Source organism: Paracoccus benzoatiresistens, assembly GCF_026913015.1.
In the GTDB taxonomy this organism is placed as follows: Bacteria; Pseudomonadota; Alphaproteobacteria; order Rhodobacterales; family Rhodobacteraceae; genus Paracoccus; species Paracoccus benzoatiresistens.
Genome location: NZ_JAPTYD010000001.1, coordinates 110,225 through 136,871 on the forward strand (window position 1 = coordinate 110,225; position 26,647 = coordinate 136,871).

Here is a 26,647-nt window from a genome sequence, read left to right on the forward strand (position 1 = left end):
TGGGTGCGTTCCCGGAAAAAAAGGGGGCGGCGCGACCGCCCACGGACTGGATCAATAGTTCGACTGGGCCTGCACGCAGGTGTTCGTCTCCTGGTTGAACATGCCGCAGTCCTTGCCCGGCCAGTCGGCGGCCAGCTTGGCGCTTTCGGGCAGGAAGTCGGTCCAGGCATCGCCCTCGACGGGTTCGGTCTGGCTGACGATGTCGAACTGGCCGTCCTCGCGGATTTCGCCGATCAGCACGGGCTTGGTCAGGTGGTGGTTCGGCAGGACGGTGGCGGTGCCGCCGGTGAGGTTCGGGACCTCGACGCCGACAATGGCCTCCAGGACGGGATCGACATCGGTGGTGCCGGCCTTTTCCACGGCCGCGACCCAGGCATTGAAGCCGATCATCGTGGCTTCCATCGGGTCGTTGGTCACGCGCTTGTCGTCGCCGATGAACTTGTGCCATTCCTCGATGAAGGCGGCGTTTTCCGGCGTGTCGGCGGTCTGGAAATAGTTCCAGGCGGCCAGATGCCCGACCAGGTTGGTCGTGTCCAGGCCCGCCAGTTCCTCCTCGCCGACCGAGAAGGCCATGACCGGAATGTCGTCGGCCGAAACGCCCGCCGCCGCCAGTTCCTTGTAGAAGCCCACGTTCGCATCGCCGTTGATGGTGGACACCACGCCCACCTTCTTGCCGTCCGCGCCAAGCGCGACCACGTCGGCCACGATCTTGGACCAGTCGGAATGGCCGAAGGGGGTGTAGTTGACGAAGATGTCGCCCTCGGCCACGCCCTTTTGCTTCAGATAGGCGTCCAGGATGTTGTTCGTGGTGCGGGGATAGACATAGTCGGTGCCCAGAAGCGCCCATTTCTCGACGCCCAACTCCTCCATCATGTAGTCCACCGCCGGGATCGCCTGCTGGTTCGGGGCGGCGCCGGTATAGATGACGTTCCTCGACGATTCCTCGCCCTCGTACTGGACGGGATAGAACAGCAACCCGTTCAGTTCCTCGATCACCGGCAGCACGGACTTGCGTGACACGCTGGTCCAGCAGCCGAAGATCGCGTCAACCTCGGAGACGGTCAGCAGCTCGCGTGCCTTTTCGGCAAACAGCGGCCAGTCGGATGCCGGGTCCACCACCACGGCCTCCAGCGGGCGGCCCAGCAGCCCGCCCTTGGCGTTCTGCTGTTCGACCATCATCAGGACCGTGTCCTTCAGCGTCGTTTCCGAAATCGCCATGGTGCCCGACAGCGAGTGCAGCACGCCGATCCTGATCGGCTCGCCTTCCTGCGCCATCGCCCCGGTCGCCAGCGTCATGGCGCTGGTCAGCATCAGCATCGCGGACAATCTTTTCATCGCTACCTTCCCCGGCCGTCCGGCCCATGTCCCTGTTGTTTCCGTTGAAGGCGCGTGGCCTTCGCAGGGGCAGCAAGACGGGTTTTCGGCTGGCTGAACAGGATCGAGGCAGGTTTGCGGCGGGCGATGCGGAAACTGGTTCGGATGCGGGCAGGATATCGGCCACCTGCCTGCCCGGGAGGCAGCGTCAGGCCGGTCGAGGCTGCAATCCCCCCTGGTCGATCAGGAAATCGACGATCTGCCCCACGCCCCTGCCGTGGCGCAGTTGCGCCATGACCACCGGGCGGGCAGCGCGCGCCTTTCGCGCATCGGTTTCAAGCAGTCCGGCGTCCACACCCACATGGGGTGCCAGATCGGTCTTGTTCACGACCAGCAGGTCGGACCGCGCCAGCCCCGGACCACGCTTGCGGGGGATGTCCTGGCCCGCGGCGGTGTCGATGACATAGATGGTCAGGTCCGCCAGTTCCGGGCTGAAGGTCGCGGCCAGGTTGTCGCCGCCCGATTCGATCAGCACCAGATCCAGGTCGGGAAAGGCCGCGTTCAGGTCGGCGATGGCGGCCAGGTTGATGCTGGCGTCCTCCCGGATGGCGGTATGCGGGCAGCCGCCGGTTTCCACGCCCCGGATGCGTTCGGCAGGCAGGACCTGGGCGCGCATCAGCGCCTCGGCATCCTCGCGGGTATAGATGTCGTTGGTGATCACCGCCATGGACAGGCGGGGGGCAAGCGCGCGGGCCAGCTGTTCGGTCAGCGTGGTCTTGCCTGCGCCCACGGGGCCGCCGATGCCGACGCGGAGGGGGCCGTTCTGGCTCATGATCGGAATATCCTGACTGACATGGTTTCGTGCCGCATGGCGGCGATATCCGCGCCCCAGGCCGTGCCGGCAAGATCGCTTTCGGTCGCTTGCGCGGCGCGGACGGCGGTGGAAAGGACTGCCGGGTGCAGGGCGGCAAGCATCTGCTGGCCCTCGACCGGGCCAAGCGGCAGAAAGCGCACGGCGGCGCTGATCAGGGCGGCGGCCTGAGCCTGCAGGAAGGCCGCGATGATCTCTGGATGGGGCAGGGGCATCCCGGCACAGGTGCGGCCGAAGGCCACGGGCAGGGCGGCGGCGGGCTGCGGCTGTCCGGTCAGCGCGGCGATATTGGCGGCGAAGGCGGTGCCCTGTTCCACCGTCTCGGCCAGGCGCTGCGAGGTCAGGCAGGCGGCGCGGGCCAGATCGTCCAGCGCCGCGTGATCGGCGGCGCGCAGCGACAGGGCGACCAGCACCGCGTCCGTCCAGCCCGCGCCGTGATCCAACCAGTCGGCCAGCCACTCAGAAAGCGTCCCGCGGGTGACGGTCCCCTGGTCCATCCCCCATTCCAATCCCTGCGACCAGGCGAAGCCGCCCACCGGGAAGGCGGGCGACAGGAACTGGGCCAGGCGCAGGCGGGCGGCCTCAGGCGTGGTGGTGTTCGTTGCCGTGGCTGTGGTCATGCGTGTGGTCGTGGTCATGCGCCCCGCCGTGATCGTCCCCATGATCGTGATCGTGATCGTGCTCGTGGTCAGGGCCATGGTCATGACCGAAGGTGCGGCCATGGCCGTAGGCGCCGCCTTCCGGGCGGAAGGGCAGATCCTTGTGGCAGATATCGGCCCCCAGCTTGCGCAGCATGGCTTCCAGGACGTGGTCCTGGCGGATGACAAGCCGGTCGGCCTCGATCCGGCAGGGGGTATGGCGGTTGCCGATATGCCAGGCAAGCCGAGCCAGATGGCCGCGGACAACCATCACGGGCTCGGCCTTGGCGCGCACGACGATACGGCGGCCGTCCGACAGCTCGAAGGCGTCGCCGTCTTCCAGGCTGGTCACCTCGGGCAGGTCGACCAGGAAATCGTCGCAGCCGAAAGCGGCCTGGCAGGACATCTTCTTGCGTCGCAGCAGACGCTCTTCGTAGTCCAGCGACACTTCTCCGTCGAAGGGGGTGGGGGCGTTGCGGATGATGCGGGTGGCAGTGATCATGGCTGTGTTCCTCCCTAGAAGAGAAAATAGCGCTGGGCCATCGGCAGTTCCGTCGCGGGCTCGCAGGTCAGCAATTGTCCATCCGCACGGACCTCGTAGGTTTCGGGGTCCACCTCGATATGGGGCATGGCGCTGTTCATCGCCATGTCGGCCTTGCCGATCTGGCGGGTGTTCTCGACGGCGATCAGGGTCTTTCCCAGCCCCTCGCCCGCGCCGTTTTCCAGACCCGCCCGGCTGACGAACAGCGCGGATGCCCGCCCCGTATGGCCCCACATCGGGCGCGAGAAGATCGGCTGCACCGGGATCGAGCCGTTGGGATCGCCCATCTGCGCCACGCTGATCTGCCCCCCGACAAGGACCATTTCGGGCTTTACGCCGAAGAAGGCGGGCGACCACAGCACCAGGTCGGCGCGCTTGCCGGGGGTGACGCTGCCGATGCGCTGGCTGACGCCATGCGCGATGGCCGGGTTGATGGTGTATTTCGCGATATAGCGACGGGCGCGGATGTTGTCGTTCTGGCCCTGTTCATCGGGCAGGCGGCCGCGCTGGCGGCGCATCTTGGAGGCCGTCTGCCAGGTGCGGATGATGACCTCTCCGATCCGGCCCATGGCCTGGCTGTCCGACGAGATCACGCTGAAGGCGCCCAGGTCGTGCAGGATGTCCTCGGCCGCGATGGTCTCCTTGCGGATGCGGGATTCGGCGAAGGCCACGTCCTCGGGAACGCGGCGGTCGAGGTGGTGGCAGACCATCAGCATGTCGAGGTGCTCCTCGACCGTGTTGGCCGTATAGGGCCGCGTCGGGTTGGTGGACGAGGGTAGGACGTTGGCCATGCCGACCATGCGGATGATGTCGGGGGCATGGCCGCCGCCCGCGCCTTCGGTGTGATAGGCGTGGATGGTGCGGCCCGCGATCGCGGCCATCGTGTCCTCGACGAAGCCCGATTCGTTCAGCGTGTCGGTGTGGATCATCACCTGCACGTCCATCGCGTCGGCCACGGTCAGGCAGGTGTCGATGGCGGCAGGCGTGGTCCCCCAGTCCTCGTGCAGCTTCAGCGCGCAGGCGCCGGCGCGGATCTGTTCCTCCAGCGGTCCGGGGACCGATGCGTTGCCCTTGCCCGCGATGCCGATGTTGACGGGCAGGTCCGCACAGGCCTCCATCATCCGGGCAATGTGCCAGGGACCGGGGGTGCAGGTGGTCGCAAGCGTGCCATGCGCGGGGCCGGTGCCGCCGCCCAGCAGCGTGGTGACACCGGAATGCAAGGCGTGGTCCACCTGCTGAGGGCAGATGTAGTGGATGTGGCAGTCGAAACCGCCCGGCGTCAGGATGCGCCCCTCGCCCGCGATGATTTCCGTGCCGGGACCGATGATCAGGGTCACGCCCGGCTGCGTGTCGGGGTTGCCCGCCTTGCCGATGCCCGCGATCAGGCCGTCGCGCAGGCCCACGTCGGCCTTGATGATGCCCTGGTGGTCGAAGACCACGACGCCGGTGATGACCGTATCCATGGCGCCATCCGCGCGCGTCACCTGGGACTGGCCCATGCCGTCGCGGACGACCTTGCCGCCGCCGAACTTGACCTCCTCGCCGGGGATGGTCAGGTCGCGCTCGACCTCGATCACCAGTTCGGTATCGGCCAGGCGGATGCGGTCGCCGGCGGTGGGGCCGTAAAGGGCCGCGTAATCGGCACGGGACAGGCGGATCATAGGGCACCCATGATGTCTTTGCGGAAGCCTTGCACGACGCGGTTGCCCGCGAAGGGGATCAGGCGGACCTCGCGGGACTGGCCGGGCTCGAAGCGGACGGCGGTGCCGGCGGGGATGGACAGGCGCATCCCGCGCGCGGCGGCACGGTCGAAATCCAGCGCCGGGTTGGTTTCGGCGAAGTGGTAATGGCTGCCGACCTGGATCGGGCGGTCGCCGGTGTTGGCGACCATCACCGTGATCGGCTCGCGGCCCTCGTTCAGGATGATCTCGCCCGCGGCGGGCAGGATTTCGCCGGGAATCATTCAGCCCCCCATCGCCAGGGCCATGCCCGCGACAGAGGCGGCGGCGCCGAGAACGCGCAGCAGCACGCCGCTTTGCAGACCCTTGCCGATGCCGATGCCCGCCAAATGCAGCGCCATCGTCGCCACCGCGAAGCCCAGGGCATAGAGCGTCATCCCCGCTGCGGGGCCTTCCGCGCCGTGCGCCCAGCCATGGGCGAATCCGAACAGCGCCGCGCCCGGCAGCAGCACCGCCAGCGGCAGGCGCGCGGCCATGGCGACAAGCGCGCCCAGGATGATGACCGAGGCGAGGATCATCGGCTCGACCCCCGGAAAGGGCAGGCCGCCGACGCCCGCCAGCCCGCCCGCGATCATGCTGCCGACAAAGCCCAGCGGCAGCGCCCAGAGCGCCCGTCCGCCCCCCTGCGCGGCCAGCAGGCCAAGCGCCACCATCGCCAGCATGTGATCGGCGCCGCCGACGGGATGGGCCATACCGGCAAGGAACTGCCCTTCGTCATGATGGCCGACATGCGCCAGGGCCGCCTGCGGCAGAAGAAAGGCGGCAATGGGGAAAAACTTGTTCATTCAGGCCTCGTGGCGGATCGGGTGGTGGACGGTCACCAGCTTGGTGCCGTCGGGAAAGGTGGCCTCGACCTGGACGGATTCGATCATGGCCGGGACGCCCGCCATGCACTGGCCGGCGGTGATCACATGCGCGCCCGCCTGCATCAGGTCGGCGACGCTGCGGCCGTCGCGCGCGCCCTCGACCACGAAGTCGGTGATCAGCGCGATGGCCTCGGGGTGGTTCAGCTTGACGCCGCGGGCCAGCCGGGCGCGGGCCACCATCGCGGCGACCGAGACCAGCAGCTTTTCGCGCTCTCGCGGGGTAAGGTTCATCGTCAGACCTGCCAGATACGGGGAAGGGGATCGGGGCGCAGCGCGGCCAGCAGCCGGTTGACCTGCCGGCGCAGCGGCCAGTTGTCCTGCGCCAGAAGGCGGATCACGAGGCGCCCGGGCGGGGCGCTTGCGGCAGAGGTGACGCCGGGTTCGTCCAGCGCGGCGCGGGCCGTGCCCAGAAGATCCGGCGCATGCGGCGCGATCATCGCCAACACCGCCATGCAGCGCGCGCCGCCCAGCAGGGCGGGACCGTCCAGCCGGGGCAGCGTGGCATCGTCCAGCGCCATGGCATCGTGATGGATGATCCGGCCCGCCTGCCGCACCACGCGGCGGTCGCGCAGGTGCAGGCGGCGGGGCCGTTCGCCCATGGCCAGGCGGCCCAGCACGATCATCTCCAGCAGCAGGCAGCCTGCGCCGTCGGCCAGATCGACCTGCGTGTCGCGGTCCAGCTTCGCGCCGTCGAACAGGATGGTTTCCTGCGGCAGCCAGTCCAGCCAGCCGCCTTCGCCGACCTGCAGGCGCACCTGGGCCAGGGCCGCGCCGCCCTCGGCGCGATAGGCGCGTTCGGCGGTTTGCGTGGTGGCAAGCGCCCGGGTTCGGCCGCGCAGCGTGACCCCGAAGGACAGCCGGTCGTTCGACGCCAGCCCGCCCGAGGTATTCAGGAACACGATCTCGGGCAGCCCTGCCGTCAAGCGCGGCAGCATGGCCTTGGCCGATCCCGCTTGCGCCAGATCCAGCAGCCCGCGTGGTCCCATGACCACATGCGCGGCGCCTTGGCTGCGCTGAAAGGATTGTGTCGGAACGGGGCTGTCGAACATGCCCCGACTGGGCGGCGGAACCCTGGCAAGGTCAATCGGCGAGCGTTTTCGCAATGCCCAGCATGCGCGCAGCATGATGGATTTTGCCATTCCTGCGGGCGGTCTGCCCAAGCCGAGGGCAGTTTCCGGATCAACCCGCCGCGACTTGCAGCAACCGGCGGCGGGTCGGCGGGATCGACCGGATCTCGACCCCCGTAAAGACATGCATGGTGCGCAGGACGGGATCCACGACGGCATGGTCGCTGACCCATCCCCCAAGCGCCAGATAGCTGCGCAGCAGCGGCGGCATCGCGGCCATCGCCCGTTTCGGATCGGGCTGGCCCGGCAGCAGCGCGCGGGCGAAGCGGAAGACATGCGGCGCCTTGATGCGCGGCCACCAGCGGCGGGGGGCAAGATGGCGGGCGCGCAGCATCGCGAAGGCCTCGGCATGGGCCGCAGGCTCGGTCCCCGTGAAGCTGGAACAGCCGAACAGCATCTGGGCGCCCGTGTCCCCGACCAGGCGGGTCAGGGCGGCCCAGGCCGTGCGGATGATGTCGGGATCGCGCGCGTCCGGATGGACGCAGAAGCGCCCGACCTCGAGCATCGGGGCGTCAAAGGATTCCAGCGCGGACAGGTCATAGAACTGCGCCGAATAGCTGCGGGCGATGTCCGCCCCGCCCGCCAGCGGCAGGAAGCGGAAGCAGCAGGCCAGCCGGCCGGTCGCCGCATCCTCGACCAGCATGTGGCGGCAATCGGCATCCAGCGCGTCGGCATCCAGTCGGGCGCCTCCGCCCTCCGCCCCGTTGCGCGCCACGAAGCACAGCCAGCGCAGGCGCTGCGCCGCCTGCAGGTCGCCGGGCGTTTCCGCCAGCCGCGCCAGATAGCGGCCTTTGCGCAACGGTTGCATGCAACGCCCCCGGATCAACCAAGACGATCATAGCGCCATGTCGTGAACGATTTGCGAAAAAGTCTAGTCCCCCTGCCAGTCGTCCAGCACATCCTCGACATAGATGCGCTTGACCAGGATGATGGACACAAGCAGCAGGGGTGTCGCCAGCACGATGCCCGCGAAACCGAACAGGCTGCCAAAGGCGAGGATCGCCAGCACCGTCAGCGCGGGCGGCAGGTCGGCGGCGTATCGCTGGATCAGGGGCATCAGCAGGTTGCCTTCGGCCTGCTGGACAAGGACGAACAGCAGCGCGACATAGATCGCCAGGTCGAAGCCCTGCGTCAGCGCGAACAGGACCGCTGGAATCCCCGACATGAAGGGGCCGACCACCGGGATGATGTTGGTCAGCCCGGCGATCAGGCCAAGAACCAGCGCCAGGGGCACGCCCAGCAGCCACAGGCCGACGCCGGTGACCAGGGCCACCACCGCCATGTCCAGCGCCTGCCCGCCCATCCAGCGGGCGAGCGCGCGGGCCAGTTCATCCGCGATCTGCCCCGCGCGGGCGCGATAGGACGGGGGCACCAGCCGCAAGGCGCCTGCGCGATACATGGGCGCGTCCAGCGCCAGGAAGATCGCCACCGTTATCAGCAGCACCAGATTCGCCACGCCGCCGAAGACCGTGGTCAGCGTTCCGGTCAGATAGCTGAAGACCGTGGGCAGATCGCCGCCCTCTCCGCCCCCGCCGTTTGCCTGGGCATCCTCGATCCGCCGTTCCAGGAACTGGCCAATGGAACTCTGGCCCAGCCAGTCCTCGATCTGCTTCCAGGCGTCGGGCAGGCTGCCGATCAGCTGGCGGAACTGGCCCGATATCGAGGGTCCCGCCCAGGCCACGATCCCCGCGACGACCAGGACGGCCGCCAGACCCGACAGCAGCACGCCGGGCTTCAGGCCGATGCCGGCGTAGCGGTGCATGGCCCTCGCGCCGGCCCGCAGCGCGATGGCGATCAGGATCGCGCCAAAGCCCATCAGCAGCACGTTCGACCATTGCCAGACGGCAGCCAGCGCCAGGGCCGTGGCAAAGGCGATGGCGATCGGGCCGGGCCGTAGGCGGGGCTGCGGGGCGGGTGTGCTGGGTCGTTCGGTCATGCGCGCGCCTTTGATAGCCTTGACTTGCCCGCATCATGCCCCCGCCTTGCCGGCAGATACCATCCCTGATAACCGGGCGCGGATTTCACGATCGGGCGGGGCTGGCCCGCCTGCCACAGCAAAGGGATGCCCCATGGCCATCGAACGCACGCTTTCCATCATCAAGCCCGACGCGACCCGCCGCAACCTGACCGGCAAGATCAACGCCAAGTTCGAGGAAGCGGGCCTGCGCATCGTCGCGCAGAAGCGCATCAAGCTGTCGCCGGAACAGGCGGGCAAGTTCTACGAAGTCCACAAGGAACGCCCCTTCTATGGCGAACTGGTCGAGTTCATGGCATCAGAACCCGTCGTCGTGCAGGTCCTGGAAGGCGAGAACGCCATTGCCAAGAACCGCGAAGTGATGGGCGCGACCAACCCCGCCCAGGCCGACGAGGGCACCATCCGCAAGGAATTCGCCCTGTCGGTGGGCGAGAACTCGGTCCACGGCTCGGACGCGCCGGAAACCGCCAAGGAGGAGATCGCGTTCTTCTTCTCGGGCCTGGAACTGGTCGGCTGACAGCCGGACAAAGGTGAGTTGGGGAAAGGGGCCGGGCAGGCCCCTTTTTCTTTTGCGGCCTAGCAGGGCGTGGCGACCGGCCTGTCCCTGGGCCCGTCCTTGCCGAAGCTGCCCAGGATCAGGTCGCGCAGCCGGTCCATCGGCAAGGGCATGCTGCCCCCGGGCGGGATCAGCCCGCAAGCCAGCCCCCAGCGGGCGGCCCGGTCCACCAGATGCGCCGGGCCGATCAGGTGCAGCACGGTATCGCGGCGGTCGTCCAGCGCGATCTCGGGGGATGCCTGATGATCGCCCAGCACGATCAGCAGCGGCGGATCCGCGGCATGGCGCAGCGCATAATCCGCGACCGTGTTCAAGCTGTAGTCGAGGGCATCGCGATAGTGCCGCCGGACGCGGTCGGGGTCGCGCCAGACGACGGCCGGCGGGTCGCCCTCGGCCGCCATGGCGTCGAAGACCCGGCCATCGCCCAGCCGGTCCCAGTCCAGCAGGCGCGGCACCGGCACCCAGGGCGCGTGGGACGAGATCAGCGCGACCTGGGCGAACAGGCGCGGCTGGCCGGGCCCTGCGCGCAGCAGCCGGTCGGTGGCGGCCAGCGTGAACTGGTCGGGCATCGTGACCCAGTTGAACGGCTTTCCGCGATAACCCAGGTCGGCGGCGGCCAGAATCCTGTCAAAGCCCATGGACCGGGATTCGGGCCAGGGCCGGGTGATCGCGGGCATCACCGCCGCCGTCCGAAAGCCCGCGCGGCGGGCATGGTGGAACAGCCCCGCGCGCCCGCTGGCCAGGACCGCGCGATAGCGCATCTGGTCGTCGATCCACAGCCCGCTTGCGAAGGTCGCGTGGGACAGCCAGCTTTGCCCGCCCTGCGTCGGCGCCGCGACAAAGCCCGACCGCATGGCAAGACCCGCCGCGCCAAGCCGCGCTTGGGCCCGCTGCAGGGTCGCCAGATGCCGCGAGGCATGGAGGGGCGCATCGAAGCTGGCCCGCCCATAGCTTTCGACAAAGATCACGATCACGTCGCGGTCGATCGCCTCCAGCAAGCCGGGCGTTCCCACGAAAGGGTCATGGGCGCCGGCCGCGCGCAGGTCCTGCAGATCGGCCAGCGTCTGGCGGGCTTCCGCGATCTTCCGGACGGCATAGGCGCAGTTCCTGGCGCCCGGGAACCCCATGGCCAGGGGAATGGCCGCAAGGACCGCCAAACCCGTAACCGGCAAGATGGCCTGCCGTGGCCGCAACCCGGCCAGAATCCCGCAGGCCCACCACAGGCCCGCGGCAAGCCCGCAGGCCAGCGCCACGGCAACGGCCGCGGCGGCAACCGCTGCGGGCGTGCCGAAGGCGCCCGACACCAGATCCCAACCCGCCCTGACCAGCGGCAGGTCCGCGACCGCGTCAAAGGGCCTGCCAAGGACATGGGCCATGACCAGGTCGGCCAGCTTCTGCAGGGCCAGCAGCCACAGGACCACGGTCGCGGCAACCCGCGCCGCAACGCCGAGGCAGGCAAGGGCCAGGATCAGCACCGGCAGTTCGGCAGCCACGATCAGCATCGCCCCGCCGGACCATCCCTGCGCGATGGGCAGCGCCAGCACGGCATGGATCGCCAGGATCGCCGCCAGCAGGCGAGGCCAGGATGGCGTCATCCGCGCCGTCTCCAGAGCCACAGGATGTCGGTGGCGAAGGACCACAGCAGCGCAAGAACGGTCAGGCGCGTCAGCCAAAGCGCCGGTGTCTGGGCCAGCAAGGGGGTTTGCAGCAGGATCAGCATTGCCAGTTGCAGCACGCAGACCACCTTGCGCCGGAAGCGCGGCGGCAGGTCGGCGCGCATCCAGGGCAGGGCCAGCCCGGCCGCGACAAAGGCGTAGCGGGCCAGGCCCAGGAACAACGCCTCGGGTCCCGGGCCCGCGCCGGCCAGGACGTGCAGGCACAGGGTCAGGGCCAGGGCGGCATCGACCTCCATGTCGAAGCGGGCGCCGAATCGCGACACAAGGCCCGCGCGGCGCGCAAGCCAGCCATCGGCCCCGTCCAGCACCAGGGCCACCATGGCCACCGCCGCCACCGCCCATCCCGCCCCTCTGCCATCCGCAAGCGGCGCCAGCAGGGCGCAGACCAGGGCCGTGCGCAGCAGGGTGACCATGTTGCAGGCGCCCATGCGGGGGTGGGGATAATGCCGCCGCATCAGGATCCCGATGCCCGCCGCCGCCAGAAGAAAGCCCGCCGCCGCCGCTGCCTGCGTGGTCCCCCTTGCGCCAAGCGCCTGCGCTGTCGGCCACACCAGAACCGCTGCCATCCCTGCCGACAGCGCAAAGGCCGTTCCGATGGTTGCCGGCGGCACGGCGGGATGCAGCTTTGGGACAGGCGAAGACTTGCGCATCCCGGAAGCCTAGGGCAGGCGCGCATTGCGTCAATGGGTTCTAAAAAGCGCTGTGTGCCGCGGCGTTGCGGTGATAGATATTTCTTGAACCGCACCTTCATCGGGCGCATACCACCGCGGAATCGCAGTCGGAGTGCCGGAATGGCAAGCGAAGAAGCCGCAACCAGCCCCTCTGCGGCGGATCATGCGCCTGAACCCCATACCCCGTCAAAACTAACGCCGGCGCTCGTGCTGGCCTGCCTGGGCGTCGTCTATGGCGACATCGGCACCTCGCCGCTTTATGCGCTGCGGGAATCGCTTGTCCATGCGCATGAGGAAGGCATGCCCGAGACCTCGGTGATCGGCATCGTCTCGCTGCTTTTCTGGACAGTGGTCCTGATCGTGACGATAAAATATGTCATCCTGATCCTGCGGGCCGACAACAACGGCGAAGGCGGCACTCTGTCGCTGGTCGCCAAGGCCCAGGGCGCGCTGAAGGTCGGCCCCGATGCGCGGCGCCGGCGCCTGCTTCTGCTCTTGGGAATCTTGGGCGTGTCGCTGTTCTTCGGCGACAGCATGATCACCCCCGCGATCTCGGTCCTGTCGGCGGTCGAGGGGCTGACCCTGGTCCAGCCGGACTTCCAGCCCTGGGTGGTGCCGGGCACGGTGGTGATCGTGGTCGTCCTGTTCTGGGTCCAGAGCGGCGGCACCGACCGCATCGCCCGGCTGTTCGGCCCCATCATGCTGCTCTGGTTCTCGACCATGGCGGTGCTGGGCATCAGCCACATCGCGGATGACGCGCGCATCCTGCAGGCGCTGAACCCGCTGCGGGCGGCCACCTTTCTCATCGAATACGGCATGGCGGCGATGCCGGTGCTGGGCTCGGTCTTCCTGGCCGTCACGGGGGCCGAGGCGCTTTATGCCGACATGGGCCATTTCGGCCGAAGCGCGATCCGCACCGCCTGGAGCGTGCTGGTCTTTCCGGCCCTCGCGCTCAGCTATCTGGGCCAGGGCGCCATGGTGCTGGCCCATCCTGAAACGGTGGCCAATCCCTTCTTCCTGATGGCGCCCGAATGGTTCCTGGTGCCCCTGGTGATCCTGGCCACGGCGGCCACGGTGATCGCCTCGCAGGCGGTGATCTCGGGCGCCTTTTCCGTCGCGGCGCAGGCCGTGCAGATGGGGCTGCTGCCCCGGCTGCACGTCAAGTATACCTCGGACCTGCAGGTGGGGCAGATCTACCTGCCGAAGGTCAACGCGGTGCTGATGGTCGGCGTCGTGGCGCTGGTGCTGGCCTTCGGCTCGTCGGCGCGGCTTGCCAGCGCCTATGGCATCGCCGTCACGGGCGACATGGTGATCACCTCGGTCCTGGCCATCATCGTGTTCCGCTGGGCCTGGAACTGGACATGGCCGCTGGTCGCGGTGGTGATGGTGCCGGTCCTGGGGATCGAGCTGATCTTCTTCTCGGCCAACCTGATGAAGCTGCTGGACGGCGGCTATATCCCGCTGATCTTCGCCGCCTGGGCCGTCGGCATGATGGTGATCTGGGTCGAGGGAATGCGCCGTCTTCAGGAAAAGCTGGCCACCGAAAGCATTGCGCTGGACCTGCTGGCCGGCAAGCTGGCGAAATCGCCCCCGGTCATCGTGCCGGGCACGGCGGTCTTTCTGACCGCCGATCCCATGGTGGCCCCGCCCGCGCTGTTGCACAACCTCAAGCACAACCGTGTCCTGCACGAGCGCAACCTCATCGTGAAGGTGGAAAGCGCCACCACCCCCCGCGTCCCCGAGAATGCGCGCCTGCGCCTGGAAAGCGTCGCCCCGGGCTTCTGGCGGGCCTGGCTGTCCTTCGGCTACATGGAGCAGCCGAACGTCCCCCGCGCCCTGGCCGAGGCCAAGCGCCAGGGCCTGAAGTTCGACATCATGTCCACCTCGTTCTTCCTGAACCGCCGAACGCTGCGGTCGGGCAAGGGCAACCTGATGCCCCACTGGATGAGCCGCATCTTCGTGCGGCTGTACCGCTCCGCCTCCGAGCCGACGAACTATTATCGCCTGCCGTCGAACCGGGTGGTGGAACTAGGGCAGCAGAAGAATATCTGAGGGGATGAGCCGCCCCCGTTGAAAGCCTGCAAGGGCGGTAATCGCTGGTTTTTCGCACTGCGGGGGTTGGAAGCTGGGCCGGAAAGGCCGGGTGGCGGGCCGAACGGTCTGGCGGAAGACCGGCGACCTGGTTGTCGCCCCGTTGCACCCCCACCCCCATCCGCGCTATCCCTCCTGAACCCAAACCACCCGAGGAGGCCCCACATGCGCGCGTTTGTCTTTCCAGGCCAGGGGGCGCAGGCTGTCGGCATGGGGCGCGAACTGGCCGAGGTCTATCCGGCTGCGAGGGAGGTGTTCGAGCAGGTGGACGAGGCGCTTGGGGAAAAGCTCTCGGACCTGATCTGGAACGGGGATATCGAGACGCTGACGCTGACCCAGAACGCGCAGCCGGCGCTGATGGCGACCTCGGTCGCGGCGTTCCGGGCGCTGGAATCCGAGGGCATCACGATCCGGGACGCCAATTTCGTGGCCGGCCACTCGCTGGGGGAATACTCGGCGCTTTGCGTGGCGGGGGCGCTGACGCTGGAGGATACGGCGCGGCTGCTGCGGCTGCGCGGCCAGGCCATGCAGGAGGCGGTGCCGGTCGGGCAGGGGGCGATGGCGGCGATCCTTGGGCTCGACTTCGCCACCGTGGATCATATCGCGCGCGAGGTCGCGGGCGAGGAGGTCGTGCAGGCCGCTAATGACAACGATCCGGGCCAGGTGGTGATCTCGGGCCACAAGGAGGCGGTGGAGCGCGCCGCGGCCGCGATGAAGGAAGCCGGCGCCAAGCGGGCGCTGATGCTGCCGGTCTCGGCGCCCTTCCATTCGGTGCTGATGCAGCCCGCGGCGGCGGTCATGGCCAATGCGCTGGCGGGCGTGGACATCCAGCCCCCCGCCGTGCCGCTGGTCGCCAATGTCCGCGCTGAGGCGGTGACGGAACCCGGCGCGATCCGCCGGCTGCTGGTCGAACAGGTGACCGGCACCGTGCGCTGGCGCGAATCCATCGCCAACATGGCCGGGGCGGGCGTGACCGAGTTCTGGGAAATCGGCGCGGGCAAGGCGCTGTCGGGCATGATCAAGCGCATCGCCAAGGACGTGACGGTCAGGAATGTCGGCGCGCCTGCGGATATCGTGGCGCTGAAGGGCTGAGGGCGGACCGGGGCGCTGCCCCCCAGCCTGCCGGCGGGGCGGCAGGCGTTCGTCGCTGAAAAAGGCCCAATGGACCTTTTTCCGGGCGCTTCTTACCCCCGAGGATATTTGGATGAAGAAGAAGGAACGGGCATGTTCGATCTGACAGGCAAGACGGCTTTGGTGACGGGCGCATCGGGCGGCATCGGCGGCGCCATTGCCGAGGCGCTGCACACGGCGGGCGCCACCGTTGCCCTGTCGGGCACGCGCGAGGGGCCCTTGCGGGAACTGGCCGACAGGCTGGGCGAGCGGGCGCATGTGGTGCCTGCGAACCTGTCGGAGCCCGAAGCTGCCGCCGGGCTGATCAAGGATGCCGCGGGGGCCATGGGCTCGGTCGATATTCTGGTCAACAACGCGGGCATCACGCGCGACAACCTGTTCATGCGCATGTCGGACGAGGAATGGGCGCAGGTCCTGGAGGTCAACCTGACCAGCGTCTTCCGGCTGTCGCGCGCGGCGCTGCGCGGCATGATGAAGGCTCGCTGGGGGCGGATCGTCAACATCACCTCGGTGGTGGGGTCCACGGGCAATCCGGGGCAGGGCAACTATGCCGCCGCCAAGGCCGGGCTGGTCGGCATGTCGAAGTCGCTTGCCTACGAGGTCGCAAGCCGCGGCATCACCGTGAACTGCGTGGCGCCCGGCTTCATCGAGACGGCGATGACCGACAAGCTGACCGACGAGCAGAAGGGCAAGATCCTGGGCCAGATCCCCGCCGGCCGCATGGGCAGCCCGGCCGAGATCGCCGCGGCGGTCCTTTATCTGGCCAGCCCCGAGGCGGGCTATGTCACCGGCGCCACGCTGCATGTGAACGGCGGGATGGCGATGGTCTGAGCCTGCCGGAACGGCGGCGTCTTAACGCAAAAGCGGTTGCAACAGGGCAGGCGGGTGCTATATCCCCGCCTTGAGCAGCAGGGAAACCGCCCTGTGCCGAAGCGGATCACGTATTCGCGGATAAATTGGGCGGATGCCCGCGAGAATGAGGATGTGACATGAGCGATATCGCTGATCGCGTGAAGAAGATCGTGGTCGAGCATCTGGGCGTCGAAGAGGACAAGGTGGTCGAATCCGCCTCGTTCATCGACGATCTGGGGGCCGACAGCCTCGACACCGTCGAGCTGGTCATGGCGTTCGAGGAAGAATTCGGGATCGAGATCCCGGACGACGCCGCCGAAACCATCCAGACCGTCGGCGACGCGGTGACCTTCATCAAGGGCGCGGTCTGATCCGCATCCCGCCGACTGACGGCACCATCCAGACGGCGTCCTTGCACCAGCAAGGGCGCCGTTTTCCATTGGCCTGCATGGACGCCATGCCGGAACCACGCGCGGCAGCCCGCCGTTGGATCGTGCAACATGGAATGGAAAAAGGAGCCGATCATGGCTGTCGAACTGAGGGGCCTGACCGATAACGCCCGCAAGACCTCGATCTCGGAACTGAACGAGCGACTGGCCGATTCAATCGCGCTGGCGCTGGCGGTCAAGCAGGCGCATTGGAACGTGAAGGGCCGCAACTTCATCGCCGTGCACGAGTTGTTCGACACCGTCCACAACAACCTGCGCGAGCATATCGACGTGATGGCGGAACGCGTCCAGCAGCTGGACGGCGTGGCCGTCGGCACGGCGCAGAAGGTGGCGGTTGCCAGCGGTTTGCAGGAATACCCGACCGATCTGGCCAAGGCCGAGGATCACATCCGGGCGCTGTGCGAACGCTACCGCGAACATGGCGAAAAGCTGCGCTTGGCCATCGACGCCACGGACGAGGCGGGGGATGCCGATACCGCCGACATCTTCACCGCCGCCTCGCGCACGGTCGACAAGGACCTGTGGTTCATGGAAAGCCATCTGGAGTGATGGCTGCCATGCGGCATCAGCGCCCAAGCTTGGCGTGAACCTCGTCCAGGTCGACCTCGCCCGTGGGCATCTTGTTGTCGGGATCGTCGAAGTCATAGCGGAACAGCTGGAAATCGTCCTTGTAGATTTCCCAGACCAGGTGCCGCGACAGGTCGTCGAAATAGGCGCTGACCTTGTGGGCGCGCTTTGGCCCGTGCCCTTCGGATTCGTTGAAGCGCGGGACATCGGCCAGATCCACCGGGACCGGCGTGCTGGTCGAGCCCAGCACCTGCGCCATGCCGGCGTTGAAGTCCTCGGTAAAGAAGATCCGGTCGTAGCGACCGCCATTGGCGATGAAGGTGGCGATATGGCCCGACATGGCCGACCAGTGGATGTCGGGCTCCATCGGGCGGCGCCAGCAGATGGTGTCGCGGGCAAACAGCAGAAAGCGGCGGAAGCTGGCGATCTGGTCGAAGTCGAAGCCGTTTTCCTGGCTGCCCACGTCGATGCCGTAGCGCTGCGCCAGCTGCGGCACCAGATTGCCGCGATAGCGCCGGCCGTTGCGCTGGATCCCGGCGATCTTGTCGAAGAAGGACGACAGGATACGGGCATAAGGGTTGCGCACGCAGGTAAACGTGACGGCCTCGTGGCGCTTGACCGCATTATCGATCAGCGGCTTGCTGTTTTCCTGCGACCACTTGTGCAGGCCGGCGGTGGAATCATGGATGTCGCCGTCGAAGAAACGCCCGTGATCGGAATAGAACATGATCTGCCCGATGGTCGAGCAGGCGCATTTCGGCACCACCCGATAGATCATGCTTTCGCTTTCGGTCATCCAGACACCGGGAAAGCCCATTGTCACCCATTCTCCAGAATTGCAGCCCGCCTTGCCGGCACACGTCCAAGGCGTTTACACACAGAAACCAGGGCAGGCGCAAGATTTGAACGCCTGTGCGACATTGCAGCATTTGACCGGGAATTTGCGCCCCCATGGCCCGCATCGCCTTTATCCTGCTGACGCACAAGGATCCGCAAGGGGTGGTGGACCAAGCCCGGCGTCTTACGGCGACCGGCGATCATGTCGTCATCCACTATGACCGCAGCGCTCCCGCCGAGGAGTATCGCCTGATCCGGCAGTCGCTGGCGGATGAGCCGGGCGTTGCCTTTGCGCCCCGTCGTTTCCGGTGCGGCTGGGGCGAATGGTCGCTGGTGGCCGCGACCCTGTCGGCCCTGCGCGAGGCCGAGCGCAGCTTTCCCGAGGCCACGCATTTCTACATGCTGTCGGGCGACTGCATGCCGATCAAGTCGGCGGAATATGCGCGCGCCTTCCTGGACGGCGACGACTGCGACTATGTCGAGGCCTTCGATTTCTTCGACAGCGACTGGATCAAGACCGGCATCAAGGCGGAACGGCTGATCTATCGGCACTGGTTCAACGAACGGAAGAACAAGCCCCTGTTCTATGCCAGCATGAACGCGCAGCGACGGCTGGGGCTTGAACGCAAGCTTCCCCGGGGCCTGCAGATCATGATCGGATCGCAATGGTGGTGCCTGCGCCGCCACACGGTCGAGGCGATCCTGGCGCTGATCGACGGGCGGCCCGACCTGGTGCGCTTCTTCCGCACGACCTGGATTCCGGACGAGACCTTCTTCCAGACCCTTGTTGCCCATCTGGTGCCCAAGGACCAGATATGCCGCCGCTCGCCCACCTGCCTGATGTTCACCGACTACGGCATGCCGGTGACCTTCTACAACGACCATTACGACCTGCTGATCCGCCAGGATTACCTGTTCGCGCGCAAGATCAGCGCCGAGGCGCAGGACCTGCGGGCCAGGCTGGGCGCGCTGTGGCTGGCCGAAGGGGTCGGCTTCGCCGTCTCGAACGAGGCGCCGAGCCTGTTCCGCTTCCTGACCGGGCGCGGCCGCGTCGGCCGCCGTTTCGCCCCCCGCTTCTGGGAAGACAAGGGCATGTCGCGGAACCACGTGATCTGCCTGGTCGTCTCGAAGAAATGGCATGTTGCCAAGCGGCTGACGGCGGCCATCAGGACGCTGACCGACATCGCGGCGGTGGACTATGTCTTCAATGAACGCGATGCGGGATTGCCGGATCTGGGGGGCATCGCCTCGACCGTGGCCAAGCGGGAACGGCACCGCCGGGCGCTGGTCCGGTTGCTGCTGGACGAATTCGGCGCACGGCGGCTGGTCCTGTGCCTGGATCCTTCCGCCCTGGCCCTGATCGCGGATTTCGCCGCGGATCGGGCCGAGACGCGGATCCTGTTCATCGAAAGCGACTTTGACGAGGCCTATCTGCGCGGCCACATGCGCCGCACCGGCCTTGCGGCCGATGGCACGCCCGACGTGGTGATCGACCAGCTGCTGCCCGTCGTCGCAGGCGACCTGGCCCACGAGGCCGAGCGCTTGCGCGACATGGACTTCGCGCAGTTCGACAGCATCGCCCCCGCAAGGACCGTTGCCGCCAATGCCGAGGCGATCGCGCGCTTTCTGGATGTTTCCCCCGCCATCGCGCATGATCTGGCGCAAACGCCGCATCTGTTTACCGACTGACCACAGGACCGCTTCATGGCCTTCGCTTACGACGACACCAACATCTTCGCCCGCATCCTGCGCGGAGAGATCCCCTGCAACACCGTGGCCGAGAACGACCACGCCCTGGCCTTCCGCGACATCCACCCCAAGGCGCCCAGCCATGTGCTGGTGATCCCCAGGGGCAAGTATGTCAGCTTCGACGATTTCGCAGCCAATGCCTCGGATGCCGAGATCGCCGGCTTCATGCGGCTTTGTGCCGAGGTGATCAAGGCCGAGGGCCTGGGGCTGGAGGACGGCCATGCGGGCTTCCGCGCCATCACCAATGCGGGTCCCCACGGCGTGCAGGAGGTTCCCCATTACCACCTGCACATCATGGGCGGCCGGGTCATGGGGCCGATGGTCAGCCTTCGGGGCTGACGGCTCAGCCGCGCGTCATCTCGACGAACACGTCCTCCAGGTCCGGCTGCTCGGTCGCGACATCCAGGATGGGGATGCCCGCGCCGCGCAGAGCGTCCAGCAACTGGTCGGCGCGGATCCGGGACGGGGGATAGCTGATCGCCAGCCGCCCGTCGCCCCGCCATTCGGGATGCGCGCCTTCCGGCAGCGGCGGCAGGGCCACGCGCCCGCCCGTGTCCAGCACCAGCGTCTTGCCGTCGGCACGCGACAGCAGGCTGCGCGTGTCCTGCCGCACCACCAGTTCGCCATGGTTGATGATGGCGATCTCGTCGCACATCTGTTCGGCTTCCTCCAGGTAATGCGTGGTCAGGATGATGGTCATGCCCTGGCGGTTCAGCGCCCGGACATTCTGCCACAGCATCTCGCGCAGGGTGATGTCCACGCCCGCCGTGGGTTCGTCCAGGACCAGGATCTGCGGGCGGTGGACAAGGGCCTTGGCCAGCAGCAGGCGGCGGCGCATGCCCCCCGACAGGTTGCGGGCATAGGCATTCGCCTGGTCGGTCAGGCCCACCAGCTCCAGCAGCTCGTCCGTCCAGCGTTCGGATTTCGGCACGCCATACAGGCCCGCCTGAACCTCGAGGCTGGCGCGAGGGGTGAAGAACGGGTCCATGTTCAGTTCCTGTGGCATCACCCCGATGGCCGCGCGCGACTGGCGCGGATTCACGTCCTGGTCGAAGCCCCAGATCGTCACCTTGCCCGCGCTCTTGTTGACCAGCCCGGCCAGAATGTTGATCAGCGTGGACTTTCCCGCCCCGTTCGGCCCCAGAAGTCCGAAGATGCTGCCCGCCGGGATGGCGAGGTTGATCCCCTTCAGCGCCTCCTTGGCGGGTGCGTTTCCCTGGGCGGCATAGGTCTTGCGCAACCCTGTGATCTCGATGGCGTTCGGCATGGGTCTGATCCCCGACGGCTTGCGAAGGCAGGCGGCGCTGCGGTATCAGGCGTTAGACCAGATGATGCCCGCCGCCACAAGAAGGCCAGCCATGACGCAATACGTGATCCCGGAAAACTCGCTGTCCACGGAACAGACCGATTTGTCCGAGCTGAAGCTGCCTGCCCCCGCGACCCAGGTCGTGACCACCTGGAAGGTCGCCTGCGACGGCGACGACGCGGGCGGCATGGGCCATCCGCGCGTCTGGCTGGCGATCTCGCCCGAGACGGGCTTTGTCGATTGCGGCTATTGCGACAAGCGCTTCGTGATCGACCGCGACCACGCCCACGGCGACGACCACTAGGGCCTGGCGGGGCAGGGGGCCTTCGTCCCCTTGCACCGGTCCGAGCAATAGCGGACCTGGTCCCAGTCCCGCGCCCATTTCTTGCGCCAGGTGAAGGGACGCCCGCAGCAGGCGCAGATCTTGCTGGGCAGATCGCCCTTGCGAACCATCCTGGGCATTGCCACCTCTTGCGTTCCGCCGGGGCCAAGGCGCGTCTGGAAACCGCGGCGCGATCATGCCAGAACCGGGGCCGGAACCGGAAAGGAACATGGCGATGAGCGACGGCTTCGGCAAGGGCCACCACCTGCACCTGATCGACGGATCGGCCTTCATCTTCCGGGCCTATCACGCCCTGCCGCCCCTGACGCGCAAGTCGGACGGGCTGCCGGTCGGCGCCGTGGCCGGTTTCTGCAACATGCTGTGGAAATATGTCAGCGACGAACGGGGCCACGACGCGCCGACCCATGCGGCGGTGATCTTCGACCATTCGTCCAAGACCTTCCGCAACGACATCTACAACGCCTACAAGGCCAACCGCCCCGAGCCGCCCGAGGATCTGCGCCCGCAATTCCCGCTGACCCGCGACGCCACCCGCGCCTTCAACATCGCCTGCATCGAGACCGAGGGCTATGAGGCCGACGACATCATCGCGGCGCTGTCCTGCAAGGCGCGCGATGCGGGCGGGTCGGTGACGATCATCAGCAGCGACAAGGACCTGATGCAGCTGGTCGGCGATGGCGTGCAGATGCTGGACCCGATCAAGGGCAAGGCCATCGACCGCGACGAGGTCTTCGCCAAGTTCGGCGTCTGGCCCGACCGCGTGGTGGACGTGCAGGCGCTTGCGGGCGATACGGTGGACAACGTGCCGGGCGCGCCCGGCATCGGCATCAAGACGGCTGCGCAACTGATCACCGAATACGGCGATCTGGAAAGCCTGCTTGCGCGCGCCGAGGAAATCAAGCAGCCCAAGCGCCGCCAGACCCTGATCGATCATGCCGAACAGATCCGCGTCTCGAAGCGGCTGGTCGAACTGGATTGCAACACGCCGCTGGACTTCACGCTGGAAAGCCTGGAGGTGCGCGCGCCCGATGCGCCGACCCTGCTGACCTTCCTGTCGGAGATGGAGTTCCGCACCCTGACCACCCGGGTTGCCGAGAAGCTGGGGGCCGAGGCCCCCGCCGTCGTCTCTGCCCCGCCGCGCGAAGCGCCTGCCGCCCCCGACCTGGCCCCGATCGACCGCGCGATTTACGAAACCGTCACCGACCGCGAAGGGCTGGATCGCTGGATCCAGTCGATCCGCGACACCGGGCAGGTCGCCATCGATACGGAAACCACCGGGCTTGACGAAATGCAGGCCGATCTGGTGGGCATCTGCCTGGCCGTGGCGCCCGGCCGCGCCTGCTACATCCCCGTGGGCCATGTGGCGGGCGGCGACGACCTGTTCGGCCAGTCCGCCCTTGTCGCGGGGCAACTGCCGCTGGATCAGGTTCTGGCGGCGCTGAAGCCGCTGCTGGAGGATCCGGCGATCCTGAAGATCGGCCAGAACCTGAAATACGACTGGAAGATCCTTGCCCGCCACGGCATCCGCATGACGCCGCTCGCCGACACGATGCTGATGTCCTATGCGCTGAACGCGGGCACGCATAACCACGGCATGGACGAACTGGCCGAGCGTTACCTGGGTCACAAGTGCATCCCGATCAAGGACCTGATCGGCACGGGCAAGTCGCAGATCAACTTCGGTCAGGTGCCCATCGACAAGGCAGCCCCCTATGCCGCCGAGGATGCCGAGGTCACGCTGCGCCTTTACAACCATTTCGCGCCCCTGCTGCCCATCGAACGCGTCACCACCAGCTATGAGCTGACCGAACGCCCGATGGTCCCCGTCCTGGCCGAGATGGAGATGGCCGGCATCCGCATCGACGCCGAGGTGCTGCGCCGCATGTCGGGTGCCTTCGCCCAGAAGATGGCGCAGCTGGAGGACGAGATCTTCGCCCTCGCAGGCCAGAAGTTCACCATCGGCAGCCCCAAGCAGCTGGGCGAGATCCTGTTCGACAAGATGGGCATGACCGGCGGCAAGACCGGCAAGACCGGTGCCTTTTCCACCAGCGCCGACGTGCTGGAGGACCTGGCCGCCGAAGGCCATGACCTTCCCGCCCGGATCCTGGACTGGCGGCAGATCAGCAAGCTGAAATCGACCTATACCGACGCCCTGCCGACCTTCGTGAACCCGGACACGGGCCGCGTCCATACCAGCTATTCCATCGCGGGCGCGCAGACCGGGCGGCTGGCATCGACCGACCCGAACCTGCAGAACATCCCCGTCCGCACCGAGGAAGGCCGCCGCATCCGCGAAGCCTTCATCGCCGCCGAGGGGCACCGGCTGGTCAGCCTCGACTACAGCCAGATCGAGTTGCGGATCCTTGCCCATGTGGCGGACATCCCGGCGCTGAAGCAGGCCTTCCGCGAAGGCATCGACATCCATGCCATGACCGCCAGCCAGATGTTCGGCGTCCCTGTCGAGGGCATGGATCCGATGATTCGCCGCCGCGCCAAGGCGATCAACTTCGGCGTGATCTACGGCATTTCCTCGTTCGGGCTGTCGCGCAACTTGCGCATCCCGCGGGCCGAGGCGCAGGATTTCATCGACACCTATTTCCAGCGCTTCCCGGAAATCCGTGCCTACATGGACCGGACGCTGGCCGATGCGAAGGCGGATGGCAGCGTGCGCACCCTGTTCGGGCGGCGCATCAACACGCCCGGCATCAACCAGTCCGGCCCGGCCGCGGGCGGCGCCCGGCGTGCTGCGATCAACGCGCCGATCCAGGGTGCCGCCGCCGACATCATCCGTCGCGCGATGATCCGGATGCCCGCCGCGATCGCGCATCTGCCCGCCCGGATGCTGCTGCAGGTCCATGACGAACTGGTCTTCGAGGTGCGCGAGGATGCCGTGGACGACCTGACCGCCACGGCCCGCGCGGTCATGGAGGGCGCCGCCGAGCCCGCTGTCAGCCTGTCAGTGCCGCTGGTCGTCGATGCCGGATACGGGCTGAACTGGGCCGAGGCGCATTGATGGCCCATTCCCACGGCCATTCGCACGGGCATGGTCATGGTCACCATCACCACCACCATGGCGACAGTGCCATCGGCTGGGCCGTGGTCGTCAACCTGGCCCTGACCGCCGCGCAGATCGTCGGCGGCTATTCGGCGGATTCCACGGCGCTGATCGCGGACGGCATCCACAACCTGTCCGACGCGCTGGCGCTTGTGCTGGCCTTCGGCGCGCGCCGGCTGGCGCGGCGGGCGGCCACGCCCGACTGGTCCTATGGCTGGGGCCGGGCGGAAATCGTCGCGGCTTTCGTCAACTATCTGGCGCTGATCGCCATATCGATGTGGCTGGCCATCGAGGCGCTTGGCCGCCTTGCCGATCCCCCGCAGGTCGCGGGCGGGCTGGTCATGGGACTGGCCGCCTTCGCGCTGGTGGTCGATCTGGCCACTGCCGCCCTGGTCTGGCGCGCGGCCAAGGACAGCGCGAATATCCGCGCGGCCTTCCTGCACAACCTGGCCGATGCGGGCGTCTCGGTCGCGGTGATCCTGGGTGGCGCGCTGATCTGGGCCTTCGGCTGGAACTTGGCCGACCCGATCCTGACGATGGCGATCTCTGCCGTGATCCTGTGGCATATCGGGCTGGAGATCGGCCCGGTCCTGCGGATGCTGATGCTGGCCGCGCCTGCCGGCAGCGATCCCGCGGGCGTCCTGTCGGCGCTGCGCACGCTTCCCGGCGTCAGCGATGCCCATCACCTGCACCTGTGGCAGATCGACGAGAAACGCACCGCGGCCTCGGTCCATCTCGTGGTGCCGGAGGGCGATCCCTTTGCCGTCACCCGCGCCGCCAAGGAGATGCTGGCCCACAGGTTCGGCATCCCCCACGCCACCATCGAGATCGAGCCGCCCGAAAGCTGCGCGGATCACAAGAGCCATGACCACCCGTAGGATGCGTGCTTGCACGCACCCTGCGCTGTCTTACACCGCCGAGGAATGGCTGGTGGGCGCGGCCATGTAGGCGTCCAGCATGTTCGCCACCATGCGCGCCAGCGGACGGCCCTCGGGCGCGATCCGCAGCCCCCAGGGGCCAAGCTGGACCATGTTGCCGAACTGCGCGACCACGGGGTCGAAGACCTGCTGCAACTGGGCAGGCGTCAGGCCGTAGTCCAGCACCATCTCGCCCGCGTCCACGGCGAAATCGCACATCAGCGATTCGATCATCCGGCCACGCCAGCGATCCTCGGGCGTGAAGGTATGGCCCCGCGTGACGGGCAGCCGGCCCTCGCGCACGGCAGCGGTATAGGCGCCGGTCGCGGGCGCGTTCTGCGCATAGCCCTGCGGGAAACGGGAAATGGACGACGCGCCAAGACCCAGCAGCACCTCGGCCTGATCGTCGGTATAGCCCTGGAAGTTCCGCCGCAACTGGCCCGCCTTTTGTGACAGCGCCAGCCCGTCGCCGGGGCGCGCGAAATGGTCGATGCCGATCTCTTGATATCCATCGGCCACGAACAGGTCGCGCGCGGTGCTGAACAGCGACAGGCGATCCTCGTTGCCGGGCAGGGCATCCTCGGGGATCATCACCTGGCGCTTGGACATCCAGGGCACATGGGCATAGCCGTAAAGCGCCACCCGGTCGGGCGACAGGGCCAGCAGCTTCTGCACCGTTTCCGAAATGCGGTGCTGGTCCTGGTGGGGCAGGCCATAGAGGATGTCGGCGTTCAGGCTGGCGATGCCGTGGCCGCGAATCAGATCGACTGCCCGGGCGGTCAGTTCGAAGGATTGCTGGCGGCCGATGGCCTCCTGGATCTTCGGATCGAAATCCTGCACCCCGATGGAGGCGCGGTTCATCCCAGATTCCGCAAGCGCCGCCATGCGCGGGGCGTCGATCTCGGCCGGGTCGATCTCGACCGAGAATTCGGCGCCCTCGGCCATCGGCACCACGCCGAGAATCGCATCGGCGACACGCCGCATCTGGTCGGGCGGCAGCAGCGTCGGCGTTCCCCCGCCCCAGTGCAGCCGCGACAACCGGACCCCGCGCGGCAGGCGGGCACGCAGCAATTCCAGTTCGGCCAGAACCGTGTCCACATAGCCGATGACCGGATCCAGCGTCCTTGTTCCCTGCGTGCGGCAGGCACAGAACCAGCACAGCCTGCGACAAAACGGCACGTGCAGATAGAGCGATATCGCCGATCCGGCAGGGATGGAATCGAGCCAGCCCGAAACCATATCGGCATCCACGCCGTTCTTGAATTGCGTCGCGGGGGGATAGCTCGTGTACCGCGGGACACGCGAATCGAACAGGCCCAACCGCCTCAGTTGCGAAAGATTGCTCATGTGGATAGGCTTAGAGGGTAGCGCGCGAG

Annotated in this window: 28 protein-coding genes; 11 read left to right on the plus strand and 17 right to left on the minus strand. The window is 67.5% G+C overall.

The window, feature by feature from the left end; all coding sequences use genetic code 11:
• Nucleotides 1-51: 51 nt before the first annotated feature.
• The 11 genes from urtA to OU682_RS00615 form a co-directional block, all read right to left on the minus strand.
• Nucleotides 52-1,335, minus strand: coding sequence for an urea ABC transporter substrate-binding protein (gene urtA, locus OU682_RS00565; protein ID WP_268940116.1), 1,284 nt, complete (start codon nt 1,333-1,335; stop codon nt 52-54).
• A gap of 187 nt (nt 1,336-1,522) precedes the next feature.
• Nucleotides 1,523-2,146, minus strand: coding sequence for an urease accessory protein UreG (ureG, locus tag OU682_RS00570; protein ID WP_268940117.1), 624 nt, complete (start codon nt 2,144-2,146; stop codon nt 1,523-1,525).
• Nucleotides 2,143-2,823 (minus strand): urease accessory protein UreF, encoded by a 681-nt coding sequence (locus OU682_RS00575; protein WP_268940118.1) that lies wholly within the window; start codon nt 2,821-2,823, stop codon nt 2,143-2,145. Before OU682_RS00575 ends, ureG begins: the two co-directional genes overlap by 4 nt.
• A complete protein-coding gene (locus OU682_RS00580) occupies nt 2,768-3,325 on the minus strand; it encodes an urease accessory protein UreE (RefSeq protein WP_268940119.1) in 558 nt (185 codons plus the stop codon). The genes OU682_RS00575 and OU682_RS00580 overlap by 56 nt, the downstream gene beginning before the upstream one ends.
• Before the next feature lie 14 nt (nt 3,326-3,339).
• Entirely contained in the window at nt 3,340-5,025 is a 1,686-nt protein-coding gene (gene ureC / locus OU682_RS00585; protein ID WP_268940120.1) for an urease subunit alpha, read from the minus strand.
• Nucleotides 5,022-5,327, minus strand: a complete 306-nt coding sequence (locus OU682_RS00590; RefSeq protein ID WP_268940121.1) for an urease subunit beta — start codon at nt 5,325-5,327, stop codon at nt 5,022-5,024. The genes ureC and OU682_RS00590 overlap by 4 nt, the downstream gene beginning before the upstream one ends.
• Nucleotides 5,328-5,888, minus strand: coding sequence for a HupE/UreJ family protein (locus tag OU682_RS00595; RefSeq protein ID WP_268940122.1), 561 nt, complete (start codon nt 5,886-5,888; stop codon nt 5,328-5,330).
• Entirely contained in the window at nt 5,889-6,200 is a 312-nt protein-coding gene (locus OU682_RS00600; RefSeq protein ID WP_268940123.1) for an urease subunit gamma, read from the minus strand.
• Nucleotides 6,201-6,202: 2 nt separating this feature from the next.
• On the minus strand, nt 6,203-7,018 hold the full coding sequence (locus OU682_RS00605) for an urease accessory protein UreD (RefSeq protein WP_268940124.1): 816 nt from the start codon (nt 7,016-7,018) through the stop codon (nt 6,203-6,205).
• A gap of 130 nt (nt 7,019-7,148) precedes the next feature.
• Entirely contained in the window at nt 7,149-7,904 is a 756-nt protein-coding gene (locus OU682_RS00610; RefSeq protein ID WP_268940125.1) for a GNAT family N-acetyltransferase, read from the minus strand.
• A gap of 63 nt (nt 7,905-7,967) precedes the next feature.
• Nucleotides 7,968-9,032, minus strand: coding sequence for an AI-2E family transporter (locus OU682_RS00615; protein ID WP_268940126.1), 1,065 nt, complete (start codon nt 9,030-9,032; stop codon nt 7,968-7,970).
• Between the two features lie 133 nt (nt 9,033-9,165).
• On the opposite strand from OU682_RS00615, the gene ndk reads away from it, so the two are divergent.
• On the plus strand, nt 9,166-9,588 hold the full coding sequence (gene ndk / locus OU682_RS00620; RefSeq protein ID WP_268940127.1) for a nucleoside-diphosphate kinase: 423 nt from the start codon (nt 9,166-9,168) through the stop codon (nt 9,586-9,588).
• A 59-nt stretch (nt 9,589-9,647) separates the two neighbouring features.
• On the opposite strand, the gene OU682_RS00625 is transcribed toward ndk, so the two are convergent.
• Together OU682_RS00625 and OU682_RS00630 are read right to left on the minus strand one after the other, a co-directional pair.
• Entirely contained in the window at nt 9,648-11,222 is a 1,575-nt protein-coding gene (locus tag OU682_RS00625; protein WP_268940128.1) for an alkaline phosphatase family protein, read from the minus strand.
• On the minus strand, nt 11,219-11,953 hold the full coding sequence (locus tag OU682_RS00630; RefSeq protein WP_268940129.1) for a CDP-alcohol phosphatidyltransferase family protein: 735 nt from the start codon (nt 11,951-11,953) through the stop codon (nt 11,219-11,221). The genes OU682_RS00625 and OU682_RS00630 overlap by 4 nt, the downstream gene beginning before the upstream one ends.
• Before the next feature lie 141 nt (nt 11,954-12,094).
• Between OU682_RS00630 and OU682_RS00635 the strand changes: the two genes are divergently transcribed.
• The 5 genes from OU682_RS00635 (at nt 12,095) to dps (ending at nt 17,046) form a co-directional block, all read left to right on the plus strand.
• Nucleotides 12,095-14,026 (plus strand): potassium transporter Kup, encoded by a 1,932-nt coding sequence (locus OU682_RS00635; RefSeq protein ID WP_268940130.1) that lies wholly within the window; start codon nt 12,095-12,097, stop codon nt 14,024-14,026.
• A 204-nt stretch (nt 14,027-14,230) separates the two neighbouring features.
• Complete coding sequence (gene fabD, locus OU682_RS00640) at nt 14,231-15,157, plus strand: ACP S-malonyltransferase (RefSeq protein ID WP_268940131.1); 927 nt, start codon at nt 14,231-14,233, stop codon at nt 15,155-15,157.
• 132 nt (nt 15,158-15,289) lie between these two features.
• Nucleotides 15,290-16,027, plus strand: coding sequence for a 3-oxoacyl-ACP reductase FabG (fabG, locus tag OU682_RS00645; protein WP_268940132.1), 738 nt, complete (start codon nt 15,290-15,292; stop codon nt 16,025-16,027).
• Nucleotides 16,028-16,185: 158 nt separating this feature from the next.
• Nucleotides 16,186-16,419, plus strand: a complete 234-nt coding sequence (locus tag OU682_RS00650) for an acyl carrier protein (protein ID WP_089387089.1) — start codon at nt 16,186-16,188, stop codon at nt 16,417-16,419.
• Nucleotides 16,420-16,572: 153 nt separating this feature from the next.
• Nucleotides 16,573-17,046 carry a DNA starvation/stationary phase protection protein Dps gene (dps, locus tag OU682_RS00655; RefSeq protein WP_268940133.1) on the plus strand — a complete coding sequence of 158 codons (474 nt, stop codon included), beginning with the start codon at nt 16,573-16,575 and terminating at the stop codon, nt 17,044-17,046.
• A gap of 16 nt (nt 17,047-17,062) precedes the next feature.
• On the opposite strand, the gene OU682_RS00660 is transcribed toward dps, so the two are convergent.
• Nucleotides 17,063-17,881 carry a sulfotransferase family protein gene (locus OU682_RS00660; protein WP_268940134.1) on the minus strand — a complete coding sequence of 273 codons (819 nt, stop codon included), beginning with the start codon at nt 17,879-17,881 and terminating at the stop codon, nt 17,063-17,065.
• A gap of 134 nt (nt 17,882-18,015) precedes the next feature.
• On the opposite strand from OU682_RS00660, the gene OU682_RS00665 reads away from it, so the two are divergent.
• Both OU682_RS00665 and OU682_RS00670 read left to right on the plus strand, forming a co-directional pair.
• Complete coding sequence (locus OU682_RS00665; RefSeq protein ID WP_268940135.1) at nt 18,016-19,590, plus strand: DUF5928 domain-containing protein; 1,575 nt, start codon at nt 18,016-18,018, stop codon at nt 19,588-19,590.
• A 15-nt stretch (nt 19,591-19,605) separates the two neighbouring features.
• Complete coding sequence (locus tag OU682_RS00670; protein WP_268940136.1) at nt 19,606-19,989, plus strand: HIT domain-containing protein; 384 nt, start codon at nt 19,606-19,608, stop codon at nt 19,987-19,989.
• Between the two features lie 4 nt (nt 19,990-19,993).
• On the opposite strand, the gene OU682_RS00675 is transcribed toward OU682_RS00670, so the two are convergent.
• Complete coding sequence (locus OU682_RS00675) at nt 19,994-20,917, minus strand: ABC transporter ATP-binding protein (protein WP_268940137.1); 924 nt, start codon at nt 20,915-20,917, stop codon at nt 19,994-19,996.
• A 151-nt stretch (nt 20,918-21,068) separates the two neighbouring features.
• Between OU682_RS00675 and OU682_RS00680 the strand changes: the two genes are divergently transcribed.
• Nucleotides 21,069-21,260 (plus strand): zinc-finger domain-containing protein, encoded by a 192-nt coding sequence (locus OU682_RS00680; protein ID WP_268940377.1) that lies wholly within the window; start codon nt 21,069-21,071, stop codon nt 21,258-21,260.
• Here OU682_RS00680 and OU682_RS00685 read toward each other — a convergent pair.
• The gene (locus OU682_RS00685; protein ID WP_268940138.1) at nt 21,257-21,418 is read right to left on the minus strand and encodes a DUF2256 domain-containing protein; all 162 of its coding nucleotides are present in this window, start codon (nt 21,416-21,418) and stop codon (nt 21,257-21,259) included. The two genes, OU682_RS00680 and OU682_RS00685, sit on opposite strands and share 4 nt — an antisense overlap.
• Before the next feature lie 95 nt (nt 21,419-21,513).
• Between OU682_RS00685 and polA the strand changes: the two genes are divergently transcribed.
• Both polA and OU682_RS00695 read left to right on the plus strand, forming a co-directional pair.
• Nucleotides 21,514-24,312, plus strand: a complete 2,799-nt coding sequence (polA, locus tag OU682_RS00690; protein ID WP_268940139.1) for a DNA polymerase I — start codon at nt 21,514-21,516, stop codon at nt 24,310-24,312.
• Entirely contained in the window at nt 24,312-25,232 is a 921-nt protein-coding gene (locus tag OU682_RS00695) for a cation diffusion facilitator family transporter (RefSeq protein ID WP_268940140.1), read from the plus strand. The genes polA and OU682_RS00695 overlap by 1 nt, the downstream gene beginning before the upstream one ends.
• A 30-nt stretch (nt 25,233-25,262) precedes the next feature.
• On the opposite strand, the gene hemN is transcribed toward OU682_RS00695, so the two are convergent.
• Entirely contained in the window at nt 25,263-26,618 is a 1,356-nt protein-coding gene (gene hemN, locus OU682_RS00700) for an oxygen-independent coproporphyrinogen III oxidase (protein ID WP_268940141.1), read from the minus strand.
• Nucleotides 26,619-26,647 lie beyond the last annotated feature (29 nt).